Here is a 12,820-nt window from a genome sequence, read left to right as displayed (position 1 = left end):
GTTGTGGCGGCCAGCATCTAGATCCACCCGCCCCATTGCAAGATGAATATGCCGATATTGGTGGTGATCGCCGCCATTAGCGTCGTGATCACGATGATAGACGCAGCCAGCTCGTGATTGCCATTGGCTGCGCGGGCCATGACATAACTGGCCGCCGCCGTCGGGCTGCCAATGTAGAGAAACAGGATCCCCAGCTCCGCGCCGCGAAACCCGCACAGCCAGGCGCCCAGGGTGGCCACCAGCGGCAGCCAGACCATCTTCACCAGGCTGGCATCCACCGCGAGCTTGCCGCTGTCGCGCAGGGCCGCCAGCGACAGGGTGCCGCCGATGCAGATCAGCGCCAGTGGCAGGGTCATCTGCGCCAGGTAGTCGCCCGAGGTCAGCAACCAGTTGGGCAGGGGCACCTGCCCATACGCCATGGGCGTCGCTGCCAGCACGCTGATGATCAGCGGGTTGCTGAAGATGCTCTTGCACAGGCTCCACGGGTCGGATTTCAAGCTCGGGCTGTACACCGCCAACACCACCGTCGACAGCGAGTTGTAGAGCAGGATTACCAGCCCGGCGAGTACCGCACCGAGGGAAATCCCGTAGTCGCCATAGAGGCTGGCCGCCAGTGCCAGGCCGATCACTCCGTTGTTGCCGCGAAACGCACCTTGCGTGTAGATGCCGCGGTCCTCTGGCGGGCTGCGCCAGATCGCCAGCCCCCAGGAGAGCGCAAAGCACACCAGGGTCGCGAGGATGAAGTAGAGGATGACCCCGGGCTTGACCGCCGTCGACAGGTCGGCGTGATAGATACCCAGGAACAGCAGCGCCGGCATGCAGGTGTTGAACACCAGCGAGGACGCGACCTTGATGAAGTTGTCGTCGATCAAGCGGATGCGCTTGAGGAGCACGCCCATGAACAGCATGGCGAAAACCGGAGCCGTGATGTTCAACGTCTGGATAAGAAGGGCGAGCATTGCGCGCGATCCTGGAGAAGGTTGCCGATAGGGGGCTAATCATACGTCAGTGCCACGTGATTGCGTCCGCCATGGATGAAGGATCTGTCCACAAACAGATCTTGACGTAGAAAATTTCCATCCTATTATCAAAACAACTGTATATACGTACAGTTAATTGGAATTTTTCAGACATCGCATGGAGCAAACAATGTCAGAAATGCAATCACTGCCCGCAACCGGCCAGGCCAATCTGCTGGTCGCGGACCTCGACCGCTTGTTCGACCCTGAGGGCGTCCCCCTGGAGGGAGCGCACACGCATCTGGTGCTGGTGGTGGACGGCCATCACACCGTCAAATATCACCGCCTGCCGCCACTCGACACACCGAAGCCCAGCGGGCCCGAGCTGCGTTTCGAAGGCGGCGAACACACCGCCATCGGCGACAACGTCCTGCTGCGCTTTGCCGCCAACCAACCACCGGTCGTGGCGCACCAGTCACCCCTGCCGTTGCCCAATGGCCTGAGCCTGACCTACGGCCAAGTGGTGGCTCTGGGCGGTGACTTCTATGGTGTGCCCGAACGCCCCATCGCCGATGGAGCAACACCCTCCGAGCGCATCGAACGTTTCCTCCAGGCTTTCGACTCCTTGGCCCGCCTGCCGGCCTCCCGTGCCGAAGCCCAGGACATTCTGGCGGTCATGCAGGAAGAGATCTCGGCGGCCAATCGCGCCATCAAGGACGGCCGTCAACCCCATGAAGCCTATGACGCACTGGGCGACAGCCTGTCGGCGCGCTGGAATCGCATCACCGGAGGCGGCAGCGTGGCTTCGGATCTACTGCCACTGGGCCGCTACCTGAAACTGGCCGCCAGCAACTGGGACCATTTCGGCCGGTCGGCCCTGCTGGCTTACCAGGCCGGCCACGGCGCAGCACTGCAGCAGGCACTGCGCGCCCGTGACAGCGGCGACGAACGCGACCTGCAACTGGCCTATGCCATGAACGCCTTCGCCGACCACTTCCTTACCGACCTGTTCTCCGCCGGCCACCTGCGCGTACCGCGCAAGGCCCTGGCCGACACGGTCACGCCGAGCGATATCGGCTCGCTGGTGTCGCGCTTCATGCATGACGAGGACAGCAAGTATGGCCTGCGCGTACGCAATGCCGAAGGCGAGCAATGGCGGGCCTATGGCGACAAGCGTTATTTCGACAGCGTCGATGTGGCCAACCGACGCCAGGTCGGCCGCGCGGTACAGCGTTCGGCCGACGAAGTGCTCCAAGCCTTCGACAAGGGGCAGGCCACGTCGCCGGAGCAGTACGCCGCCCTGCGCCTGACGCCAGACCTGCAGGCAGCCGAACAGGACCTGGTGCCCGGCAATTTCGCTCCGCTCTACCGCCAGCAAGGCTCGACGGTGCTGCGACGCAAGAATGTGGCCGACCTCAACGACAGCCAGTACACCCGTGATTGGTGGGGCTGGAGCACTTACCTGCTGCTCAAGGACTACAAGCCCAACCGCCCGACGGGCTTCATCGATGCCCCGACAGCCTCGCCAGCCATCGTTGCCAACGGTTGGCAACGCCGCGAGCCGGATGGCCTGAACTGGCGTCGGGGTAACGCCGTGCGCTATGCCTTCAGTGTCGACGAGGGCATCAACGAATCCTATATCGGCCCTTGGAATCCCTATAGCGAGCTGGGCGAGCAGTTCCACCCGACCGTGCAACTACCGCTCGATGCCCAACGCCGTGGGCGCAACCTGTTCCGCCAGTTTCGCGATGGCGCACCAGAGCTGATCGCTCGCCTCGACGGGCAGGCCACCACCTATATCGACCGTAACGCGTGACAAGGAGGTCACCGATGAACATCAGGATCAAACTGGAACTGGCTTCAGGCCAGTCGCTGCGAGGGATGCCGCTGGAGTTGCTGCGCGATGGGCAAGTGGTCGGGCGGGCGCAGGTGGCGCGGGATGGGGAGGTGTCGTTCGCGGTCGAGCCAGGCACGGGTGCGCTGGCGGTGCGAATGGATCGAGCAGTGATCGGGGGCTGATCTTCGCGGCGCCTGCTTCAACGGCAAGTCGGAGCAGACGCCGCGGTCTACCGATGGATCAGCGCCGCACCGGGCGCTTCTGCAGCTTGCGCTGCAAGGTGCGCCGGTGCATGCCCAGCGCCCGCGCCGTCGCCGAGATATTGCCCTCGTGCTCGGTCAACACGCGCTGGATGTGTTCCCACTGCAGACGGTCCACCGACATCGGGTTTTCCGGCACCAGGGTATCGAGGTCGGCATGTTCGGACAGCAGCGCCGCCAGCACATCGTCGGCGTCGGCCGGCTTGCACAGGTAGTTGCAAGCACCGCGCTTGATCGCCTCAACCGCAGTGGCGATGCTCGAATAGCCGGTCAGGATCAGCACGCGCATCTCCGGGTCCAGTTCCAGCAGCTTGGGCAACAGGACCAGGCCCGAGTCGCCCTCCATCTTCAAGTCCAGCGTGGCGTAGTCCGGCAAGTCCTGCTGCGCCAGGATCAATCCCTCTTCGGCGCTGGCGGCGGTGCTCACCCGAAAACCGCGGCGGCTCATGGCACGGGCCATCACCCGGGTAAAGGTGGCGTCATCATCCACCAGCAGCAGGTGCGGCAGCTCTTCGCCTTCGATCTGGTTCTCGTCGCTCATCGTTCATCTCCTCGCTTGCCATGGGGCAGGCGCAGCTCGGTCAGGGTGCCGCCCTCTTCATGACTATAGAGTTTCACCGAGCCCCCCGCGCGGGTCACGCTGGCCTTGCTCAGGAACAGGCCCAGGCCGAAGCCTTTGCCCTTGGTGGTAAAGAAAGGTTTGCCGATCGCCTCGGCGATGGCCACCGGTACGCCGGCGCCATGGTCGCGGATGCTGATCAGGATATCCTGTGCATCCCAGTCCAGACGCACTTCGAGGTCATTCGGACAGGCATCGGCGGCGTTGTTCAGCAGGTTGAGCAGCGCCTGGGTGAGGTCGGGTGGCGGAATCAGCCGCGGCACCTCGCCATCGCGCAGGCGCTGGAAGCGGTAACTGGCTTCAGGGCGCATCAGGTGCCAGCGGTTGAGCGCCTCGTCGAGCCAGGCGGTGACCTCCTGCTCCTGCACATTCATGCGCCGGTTGGCTTCGGCGGCACGCACCAGTTGCTGCAGCGTCTGCTTGCACAGCTTGACCTGGTCCTGCAGTACCGCAAGGTCTTCCTGCAACTGCGGATCGGTATGGTCCTGGCGCATCTCGTTGATCAGCACGCTCATGGTCGCCAACGGCGTGCCCAGCTCGTGGGCGGCCCCAGCCGCCTGGGTGGCCACGGCCAGCAACTGTTCATCGCGCAGGCTTTCCTCGCGCCGCTCGGCACGCATCTGCTCCTGGCGGCGCAGCTCTTCGGCCATGCGCGCGGCGAAGAAGGTAATGACAGCAGCGGCCAGGGCGATGCTCAGCCACATGCCATACACCTGCATGGTGTCGCGCGCCAGCGGCAGCGTCTCCAGCGGGTAGAACTGCACCAGCAGCAGGCTGTAGGCGACCAGCGCAATGCCCGACAACACCAGTGAATAGATCCACGGCAGGGTCACGGCAGCAATCGCCAGCGGCACCAGGTAATAGGACACGAAGGGGTTGGTCGAGCCCCCCGAGTAGTACAGCAAGGCACTGTGGATCAGCAGGTCACAGGCCAGTTGCAGGGCGTACTCCATCTCCGTGACCGGCAAGGTCAGGCGCAGCCGCAAGGCGGTGAAGGCACACAGCAGCGACGATAGCGCCAGGGTTGCCACCAGCGACAGCCATGGCAGCGGCAGCAACTCGGTCCAGTAGGCCACGCCCACGGAGCCGGCCTGGGCGGCCAGGACCAGGATGCGAATGATGGTCAGGCGCCAGAGGTTCTGGCGAGTGGCGGACATTGGGTGTGCGGGGGCGAGCATGAGCTCTCCTGATGAGTGCTCCAGGACAATCGGCTGGAGTATACCGAAGCCATGGCCCCCGCTGCAGCAATGCGGCAAAGCGCCACACTCTGTCACAAAGTCATGATGGCATTGTTGAACCCACTCCACTGTTTCCGGTCTGATTGGCCATGCGTGGAATGGACATCATCCCCACGCTTTCTATTTGAAGGAGTCATACATGCACATTTCCCGTCGCAGCGCCGCGTTCGTCCTGTCTTGTGGCATGCTCGCCAGCCTGCCGGCCCTGGCCGCAGACGAGCCACGCTACAACCAGGTTTCGCTGCGCGCCGAGGTCAGCAAGGAAGTGGCCCGCGACCTGATGGTCGTCACCCTTTACAGCGAAGCGCAGAACACCGACCCGGGCAAGCTCGCCAAGCAGATCACCGAGACCATGAACAAGGCGGTCCAGCAGGCCCGCGAAGTCAAGGACGTGAAGATCAGCCAAGGCAGCCGTAACAGCTATCCGGTCTACGACACCAAGGGCCAGAAGATCACCGGCTGGCGCGAGCGCGCCGAACTGCGCCTGGAAAGCGCCGACTTCCCTGCCCTGTCCAAGCTCACCGGTGAACTGCTGCAGGAACTGAAGATGGGCGGCATGGACTTCTCCATCGCCCCGGCCACCCGCAAGGCCAGTGAAGACGAGCTGCTCAAGGATGCAGTCAACGCCTTCAAGGCCCGCGCCCAACTGGCCACCGAGGCCCTCGGCGGCAAAGGCTACAAAGTGGTCAGCCTGAACCTCAACAGCAGCGGCTACCCGCGCCCTTACATGCGCAGCGCACCGATGGCGATGAAAGCCATGGCTGCGGATGAAGCGGCCTCGCCGGATATCGAAGCGGGCACCAGCGAAGTCAGCATGAATGCCGACGGGCTGATCGAAGTACAGATGCCGTGATCGCGGCTGCGCTCGATTGAGCGACCGGGGCCGCCGCCAGGACGGCCCCTTCCCTCCCCATCTCGCCGCACCTGTCGCAATGACAGCGGCGAAGCCCATACCGCAGCTCTTCAGATGAATATTCCTACGCACCCTTAAAGTGCATCCTACATCCCTCAACGCTTCGAAACATGTCGCAAAATGCCAGCTTTTTTCTTGCGCAAACGTTCAACCTACGCAAAATTTACATGAATGCGACATCCATGTACGACCGTGCCACATTTCTGGCGCCGACTATCCTGTTGAGTGTTGCAATGGGTACACCCCCTGCATAAGTATCCGCAGGTCGGCTCACGAGGCCACCTCAAATCAAAAATGACAACAATGAGGCCACCATGCTCAAACACGCAGTCATTCCGTTCCTGGTAGGCGCAGGCCTGCTGGCTGGCGCCCCTGCCGCCCTCGCCGCGTCCAACCTGGTGTTCTGCTCCGAAGGCAGCCCCGCGGGTTTCGACCCGGGCCAATACACCACCGGAACCGACTTCGACGCCTCGGCCGAAACGATCTTCAACCGCCTGACCCAGTTCGAACGTGGCGGCACCGCCGTCGTCCCCGGTCTGGCCACCAAATGGGACGTTTCCGACGACGGCAAGACCTATACCTTCCACCTGCGTGAAGGGGTCAAGTTCCACACCACCGACTACTTCAAGCCAAGCCGTGAATTCAACGCCGACGACGTGCTGTTCACCTTCAACCGCATGCTCGACAAGGACATGCCGTTCCGCAAGGCCTACCCCACCGAATTCCCGTACTTCACCGACATGGGCATGGACAAGAACATCGCCAAGCTCGAGAAGGTCGACGAACACACCGTACGCTTCACCCTCAACGAAGTGGACGCCGCGTTCATCCAGAACCTGGCGATGAGCTTCGCCTCGATCCAGTCCGCCGAGTACGCCGACCAGCTGCTCAAGCAGGGCAAGGCCGCCGACATCAACCAGAAGCCGATCGGCACCGGTCCATTCGTGTTCAACAGGTACCAGAAGGACGCGCTGATCCGCTACAAGGGCAACAAGGACTACTGGAAACCGGACGACGTGAAGATCGACAACCTGGTCTTCGCCATCAGCACCGACGCCTCGGTGCGCATACAGAAGCTCAAGCGCGACGAGTGCCAGGTCACGCTGTTCCCACGCCCAGCCGATATCGAGCCGCTGAAGAAGGATCCGAAGCTGCAGATGCCTGAACAGGCCGGCTTCAACCTCGGCTACATCGCCTACAACGTGATGGACAAGATCAAGGGCAGCAACGAGCCCAACCCCATGGCCCAGCTCAAGGTGCGCGAGGCGCTGGACATGGCGGTGAACAAGCAGCAGATCATCGATTCGGTGTACCAGGGCGCCGGCCAGCTGGCGGTAAATGCCATGCCACCGACCCAGTGGTCCTACGACACCACCATCAAGGACGCCAAGTACGATCCGGAGAAAGCCAGGCAGTTGCTCAAGGAGGCCGGCGTCAAGGAGGGCACCGAGATCACCCTGTGGGCCATGCCGGTGCAACGCCCCTACAACCCCAACGCCAAGCTGATGGCCGAGATGCTGCAGTCGGACTGGTCCAAGATCGGCATCAAGGCCAAGATCGTCAGCTACGAATGGGGCGAGTACATCAAGCGCTCCAAGGGCGGCGAAAACGGCGCCATGCTGATCGGCTGGAGCGGCGACAACGGTGACCCGGACAACTGGCTCGGCACCCTGTTCGGTTGCGACGCACTGGAGGGCAACAACTTCTCCAAGTGGTGCTACAAGCCGTACGACGACATCATCAAGCAGGCCAAGGCCACCTCCGACCAGGCCAAGCGCACGGAGCTGTACAAGCAAGCGCAGCACATCATCAAGGAGCAGGTGCCGATGACCCCTATCGCCCACTCCACTGTCTATCAGCCGATGAGTGCGAAAGTGAAGGACTTCAAGATCAGCCCGTTCGGACTGAACTCCTTCTATGGCGTAAGCGTGGAGAAATAGCGCCCAGCCAGCCCCGTCATCTGTCGGGGCTGGCGTGAGCACGGCGGGGCGCCGAAATTTCTCGGCAAACTTCCGAAATTTCTTACGCCACTAGACATATTCATTACCTGTCTCGCCCTTCCTGATGCCGCTAACGTCAGGAACGGGCTTCTGTTGCCGCCCGTTCAGTGTGCGGCAGCGCAAACAGATGAGGAAAGGATCGCCATGCGCCATACCACACTGCTCGGCACCGTGCTGGGCCTGGGACTGCTCAGCCAGGCCCTCCCTGCCCAGGCCAACAACCTGGTGTTCTGCTCCGAAGGCAGCCCGGCGGGCTTCGACACCGCTCAATACACCTCGGCCACCGACAACGATGCCGCCGAACCGATCTACAACCGCCTGGTCGAGTTCGAGCGTGGGGGCACCGCTGTGCAGCCAGGCCTGGCCACCGACTGGCAGGTCTCCGAAGACGGCCTGCGCTACACCTTCCACCTGCGGCCCGGGGTGAAGTTCCACCACAACAAGGACTTCAAGCCCACCCGCGACTTCAACGCCGACGACGTGCTGTTCACCTTCAACCGCATGCTCGACAAGGACCATCCGTTCCGCAAGGCCTACCCGACCGAGTTCCCCTACTTCATCAGCATGGGCCTGGACAAGAACATCGCCAAGGTCGAGAAAACCGACCCGCTCACGGTGGTCTTCAGCCTCAACACGGTCGATGCCGCGTTCATCCAGAACATCGCCATGGCCTTCGCCTCCATACTCTCCGCCGAATACGCCGAGCACCTGCTGGCCAGCGGCAGGCCCAGCGACATCAACCAGAAGCCGATCGGCACCGGCCCGTTCGTGTTCCAGCGCTACCAGAAGGACTCGCAGATCCGCTTCAAGGGCAACAAGGACTACTGGGCGCCTGACCGGGTGAAGATCGACAACCTGGTGTTCTCGATCAACATCGACCCTTCGGTGCGCATCCAGAAGCTGCGCCGCAACGAGTGCCAGGTCACCCTTCACCCACGCCCGGCCGATCTGCCTGCGCTCAAGCAGGACAGCAAGCTGCAGGTCATGACGCAGCCCGGCTTCAACCTCGGCTACATCGCCTACAACACCCAGCACCCACCGTTCGATCGACTTGAAGTGCGCCAGGCGATGGACATGGCGGTCAACAAGCAGGCGATCATCCAGGCGGTCTACCAGGACGCCGGGCAAACGGCAGTCAACGCCATGCCTCCCACCCAATGGTCCTACGACGATACGCTCAAGGACGCGCCGTTCGATCCGCAAAAGGCCAAGCAGGTGCTGGAGCAGGCCGGGGTCAAGCCAGGCACGGAAATCACCCTCTGGGCCATGCCGGTGCAACGCCCTTACAACCCCAATGCCAAGCTCATGGCCGAAATGCTCCAGGCCGACTGGAGCAAGCTCGGCTTCAAGGTCCGTATCGTCAGCTACGAATGGGGCGAATACCTCAAGCGCATGAAAAATGGCGAACACGACATCGCCCTGATCGGTTGGACCGGCGACAACGGCGACCCGGACAACTGGCTTGGAACCCTGTTCAGCTGCGATGCCATTGGCAGCAACAACTACTCGCAGTGGTGCGACAGCCAGTACGACGAACTGGTCAAGAAGGCCAAGCAGGTCACCGACCGCGAACAGCGCACCCACCTCTACCAGCAGGCCCAGCAACGCCTCAAGCAGCAGGTACCGATTACCCCGGTGGCCCATTCGACGGTCAACCAACCCCTCAGCATCAGTGTGAAAGACTTCAAGGTCAGCCCCTTCGGACGCAACGTTTTCTCCGGCGTCAGCATCGATTGACCCTGTATCGCCAGACCGGGAGTGCCCCACTCCCGCGACCGCGTGCAGCCCGGATTTGCCTGGCAATCCCAGGTGAACACCCGCAGTACCGCGTCACCGAGCCAAGCCCGACCCACAAGATCGGGCCACAGATATAAGAATAGAAAGGGAGCTTTAACCTTGAAACGAACCACCAAAACCGCGCTGGCCCTGTCCATCGGCGCCTTCTGCGCCGCCGCCCAGGCAGAACCTGTCAGCCAGGACTTCTACCCGCTGAGCCTCAAGTCGGGCAGCGAGCAGGCCGATGCCTCGGGCTTCTTCGAAGGCCAGAGCCTTTCCGGCAGCACCCGCAACTGGTACGCCCGCGAACGCGCCACCCGTGCGCCGCTGTGGAAGTACTACAAGAGCGACGGCACCCGCCACGACACCCACAGCCGTGACAACTGGGTACAGGGCACCATCCTCAACTACAGTTCGGGCTTTACGCAGGGCACCGTGGGCTTCGCCACCGAAGTCGCCGCCTACAACGCCATCGCCCTCGAGCGTGGTCGCGCAGCGATTGCCGGGCCGAACAACCGTACCCTGACCCATAGCGATGGCGACCCTGTCGGCCAGTGGAGCAAGGCGGGCCTGGCCAACGTCAAGGCGCGCATCTCCAACACCACCCTCACCGTCGGCCGCCAGTCCCTGGACACGCCGATGATCGCCTACATCGGCAACCGTGCCCTGCCTTCGAGCTTCCAGGGCGTGGCGTTGCACAGCGCCGAGTTCGACAACCTGTCGTTCGACATCGGCACCTTCGACCGCGTCTCGCCGCGTACCGAACAGAGCCTGAGCAAATTCCGCTCCGAATACAGCGCCACCGGCGTGGAAACCGACCGTGCCAGCACCGCCGGCATCAACTACCAGCCGTTCAAGAGCCTGACCACCAGCCTGTACGCCACCAAGGTCGACGACTTCTGGAACCAGTACTACTTCGGCGCCAACCACGTGTTGGGCGACAGCGCGGTGCTGAGCCTGACCACCGGCCTGAACTACTACAAAACGGTCGATGCCGGCAGCAAGAAGATGGGCGATATTGACAACGATACCTACAGCCTGTCGTTCGGCCTCACCCACCAGGCGCACACGCTCACCGCCTCCTGGCAGCAGGTCAACGGCAACGAGTACTTCGACTACCTGCACGAAACCAACGGTATCTACCTGGCCAACTCCCTGCTGTCGGACTTCAACGGCCCGAACGAGAAATCCCTGCAGATTTCCTACGTGCTGAACATGGCCCAGTACGGCGTACCAGGCCTGAAGTTCAACCTGTACAACGCCCGCGGCTGGGGCATCGACGGTACCCACTACCGCGGTACCGCCTACGACGTGCGTGGCATGGATGGCGAGACCCACTACGAGTGGGGCATCGGCACCAGCTATGCGGTGCAGAGCGGCATGCTGAAGGACACCAGCATCCGCGCCACCTATACCGCTCACCGCGCCAGCAAGGCCCAGGCCGATGGCAGCCTGGACGAGCTGCGCATCGTGACCACCATTCCGTTCAACATTCTCTGACCGCCAACGCCATGGCCCGGACTATCCGGGCCGTGACGTCTACGCTGGAGTCATTCGCAGGGAGGTTCCATGAAATCGCTTCCGCTACGCGCTGCCCTGGCAGCGATCATCCTGGGCGCTGCCGGCAACCTCGCGGCCAAGCCACTGGTGGTGTGCACCGAAGCCAGCCCCGAAGGTTTCGATATCGTTCAATACACCACCGCGGTCACCGCCGACGCCTCGGCCGAAACCGTGTTCAACCGCCTGGTCGACTTCAAGCCCGGCACCACCGATATCCAGCCGGCCCTGGCCGACAGCTGGGAAATCAGCGCCGACGGCCTGACCTACACCTTCCACCTGCGCCAGGGTGTGAAGTTCCACACCACCGACTACTTCACCCCCACCCGCGACTTCAATGCCGATGACGTGCTGTGGAGCCTGAACCGTCAGTTCGATGCCAAGCATCCGTGGCATGACAAGACCAGCGTCGGCTACCCCTATTTCGAGAGCATGGCCTTCGGGCAACTGCTCAAGTCGGTGAGCAAGACCGACGACCACACCGTGGTGATCACCCTGACCCGCCCCGAAGCGCCGTTCCTGCGTGACCTGGCCATGGCCTTCACCTCGATCTACTCCGCCGAATACGGCGACCAGTTGCTCAAGGCCGGCAAGACCGGCGACCTCAACAGCAAGCCGATCGGCACCGGGCCATTCGTGTTCCAGCGCTACAACAAGGACGCCCAGGTCCGCTTCAAGGCCAACCCCGACTATTTCCGCGGCAAGCCGCCCAGCGAAACGCTGGTGTTCGCCATCGCCACCGACAACAACGTGCGCCTGCAGAAACTGCGGGCCAACGAATGCCAGATCGCCCTGTACCCCAAACCCGACGACGTCCCGGCGATCAAGACCGATCCCAAGCTCAAGGTCGCCGAGATCGAGGCCCTGGTCACCGGCTACATCGCCATGAATACCGAGCACAAGTACCTGAGCGACGTGCGTGTGCGCAAGGCGATCAACATCGCCTTCGACCGCCAGACCCACGTCGACCAGTTGTTCGGCAAGGGCAACGCGCTGGTCGGGGTCAACCCCTACCCGCCGACCATGATCGGCTACAACACCGCCAACAAGAACCCGCCGCGCGACCTCGACAAGGCCCGCGCCCTGCTCAAGGAAGCCGGCGTCCCCGAGGGCACCGCCATCACCCTGTTCACCCGCAACGGTGGCGGCCCGACCAACCCCAATCCGCGTTTGTCGGCAGAGATGCTGCAGGCCGACCTTGCCAGGATCGGGCTCAAGCTCGACATCCGCGTGATGGAGTGGGCCGAGATGCTGCGCCGCGCCAAGAAGGGCGAGGCGGACCTGGTCTCCGCCGGCTGGGCCGGCGACAACGGTGACCCGGACAACTTCCTGACACCAATGCTCAGCTGTGATGCCGCCAAGACCGGCGAGAACTATGCGCGCTGGTGCAACCCTAAGTTCCAGGAACTGATCACCCGTGCCCGCGAGATCATCGACAACGATGAGCGTGCCAAGCTCTATAGCGAGGCGCTGGCGGTGTACGATGAGGATCAACCGTGGATCAGCATGGCCCACCCGAAGATGTTCACGGCCATGCGCGACAACGTAGAGGGATATGTCATCAACCCTCTGACCAATAACAACTTCGCCACCACCAAGGTGAAGTAGAAGAAAAACATGACCGCCGGCCTCTGCAAGGGCCGGCGGCTGCCTTGACCGGC

10 protein-coding genes are annotated in these 12,820 nt (G+C 62.7%); 7 read left to right on the top strand and 3 right to left on the bottom strand.

What is annotated here, in order from left to right:
• Nucleotides 1-17: 17 nt before the first annotated feature.
• Nucleotides 18-959 carry an AEC family transporter gene (locus AB688_RS07315; protein ID WP_054894405.1) on the bottom strand — a complete coding sequence of 314 codons (942 nt, stop codon included), beginning with the start codon at nucleotides 957-959 and terminating at the stop codon, nucleotides 18-20.
• A 190-nt stretch (nucleotides 960-1,149) separates the two neighbouring features.
• Here AB688_RS07315 and AB688_RS07310 point away from each other — a divergent pair, with 190 nt between their 5' ends.
• Both AB688_RS07310 and AB688_RS07305 read left to right on the top strand, forming a co-directional pair.
• Complete coding sequence (locus AB688_RS07310; protein WP_155738191.1) at nucleotides 1,150-2,775, top strand: phospholipase; 1,626 nt, start codon at nucleotides 1,150-1,152, stop codon at nucleotides 2,773-2,775.
• Nucleotides 2,776-2,789: 14 nt separating this feature from the next.
• Nucleotides 2,790-2,978, top strand: coding sequence for a hypothetical protein (locus tag AB688_RS07305; RefSeq protein WP_063543140.1), 189 nt, complete (start codon nucleotides 2,790-2,792; stop codon nucleotides 2,976-2,978).
• Nucleotides 2,979-3,036: 58 nt separating this feature from the next.
• Here the strand turns inward: AB688_RS07305 and AB688_RS07300 are convergent, their stop codons facing one another.
• Both AB688_RS07300 and AB688_RS07295 read right to left on the bottom strand, forming a co-directional pair.
• Complete coding sequence (locus tag AB688_RS07300; RefSeq protein WP_054894408.1) at nucleotides 3,037-3,597, bottom strand: response regulator transcription factor; 561 nt, start codon at nucleotides 3,595-3,597, stop codon at nucleotides 3,037-3,039.
• Nucleotides 3,594-4,853 (bottom strand): ATP-binding protein, encoded by a 1,260-nt coding sequence (locus tag AB688_RS07295; RefSeq protein ID WP_054894409.1) that lies wholly within the window; start codon nucleotides 4,851-4,853, stop codon nucleotides 3,594-3,596. The genes AB688_RS07300 and AB688_RS07295 overlap by 4 nt, the downstream gene beginning before the upstream one ends.
• 199 nt (nucleotides 4,854-5,052) lie before the next feature.
• Here AB688_RS07295 and AB688_RS07290 point away from each other — a divergent pair, with 199 nt between their 5' ends.
• The 5 genes from AB688_RS07290 to AB688_RS07270 all read left to right on the top strand — a co-directional run bounded on the left by AB688_RS07290 (nucleotide 5,053) and on the right by AB688_RS07270 (nucleotide 12,767).
• Nucleotides 5,053-5,766: an SIMPL domain-containing protein gene (locus AB688_RS07290; RefSeq protein WP_063543138.1), complete on the top strand. Its 714-nt coding sequence runs from the start codon at nucleotides 5,053-5,055 to the stop codon at nucleotides 5,764-5,766.
• 374 nt (nucleotides 5,767-6,140) lie between these two features.
• Complete coding sequence (locus AB688_RS07285) at nucleotides 6,141-7,766, top strand: ABC transporter substrate-binding protein (RefSeq protein WP_063543137.1); 1,626 nt, start codon at nucleotides 6,141-6,143, stop codon at nucleotides 7,764-7,766.
• A 204-nt stretch (nucleotides 7,767-7,970) separates the two neighbouring features.
• Nucleotides 7,971-9,563, top strand: coding sequence for an ABC transporter substrate-binding protein (locus AB688_RS07280; RefSeq protein ID WP_063543135.1), 1,593 nt, complete (start codon nucleotides 7,971-7,973; stop codon nucleotides 9,561-9,563).
• Between the two features lie 159 nt (nucleotides 9,564-9,722).
• Nucleotides 9,723-11,102 (top strand): OprD family porin, encoded by a 1,380-nt coding sequence (locus AB688_RS07275; RefSeq protein WP_063543133.1) that lies wholly within the window; start codon nucleotides 9,723-9,725, stop codon nucleotides 11,100-11,102.
• Between the two features lie 69 nt (nucleotides 11,103-11,171).
• Nucleotides 11,172-12,767: an ABC transporter substrate-binding protein gene (locus tag AB688_RS07270; protein WP_054893479.1), complete on the top strand. Its 1,596-nt coding sequence runs from the start codon at nucleotides 11,172-11,174 to the stop codon at nucleotides 12,765-12,767.
• The last annotated feature ends 53 nt before the right edge of the window (nucleotides 12,768-12,820 follow it).

It is taken from the genome of Pseudomonas putida (genome assembly GCF_001636055.1).
In the GTDB taxonomy this organism is placed as follows: Bacteria; Pseudomonadota; Gammaproteobacteria; order Pseudomonadales; family Pseudomonadaceae; genus Aquipseudomonas; species Aquipseudomonas machongensis.
This window is presented reverse-complemented; position numbering and strand designations above follow the sequence as displayed.

Coding starts and splice junctions, on each gene's coding strand:
- AB688_RS07285 (WP_063543137.1), top strand. CDS start 6,141: ATGCTCAAACACGCAGTCATTCCGTTCCTGGTAGGCGCAGGCCTGCTG.
- AB688_RS07290 (WP_063543138.1), top strand. CDS start 5,053: ATGCACATTTCCCGTCGCAGCGCCGCGTTCGTCCTGTCTTGTGGCATG.
- AB688_RS07300 (WP_054894408.1), bottom strand. CDS start 3,597: ATGAGCGACGAGAACCAGATCGAAGGCGAAGAGCTGCCGCACCTGCTG.
- AB688_RS07270 (WP_054893479.1), top strand. CDS start 11,172: ATGAAATCGCTTCCGCTACGCGCTGCCCTGGCAGCGATCATCCTGGGC.
- AB688_RS07315 (WP_054894405.1), bottom strand. CDS start 959: ATGCTCGCCCTTCTTATCCAGACGTTGAACATCACGGCTCCGGTTTTC.
- AB688_RS07305 (WP_063543140.1), top strand. CDS start 2,790: ATGAACATCAGGATCAAACTGGAACTGGCTTCAGGCCAGTCGCTGCGA.
- AB688_RS07295 (WP_054894409.1), bottom strand. CDS start 4,853: ATGCTCGCCCCCGCACACCCAATGTCCGCCACTCGCCAGAACCTCTGG.
- AB688_RS07310 (WP_155738191.1), top strand. CDS start 1,150: ATGTCAGAAATGCAATCACTGCCCGCAACCGGCCAGGCCAATCTGCTG.
- AB688_RS07280 (WP_063543135.1), top strand. CDS start 7,971: ATGCGCCATACCACACTGCTCGGCACCGTGCTGGGCCTGGGACTGCTC.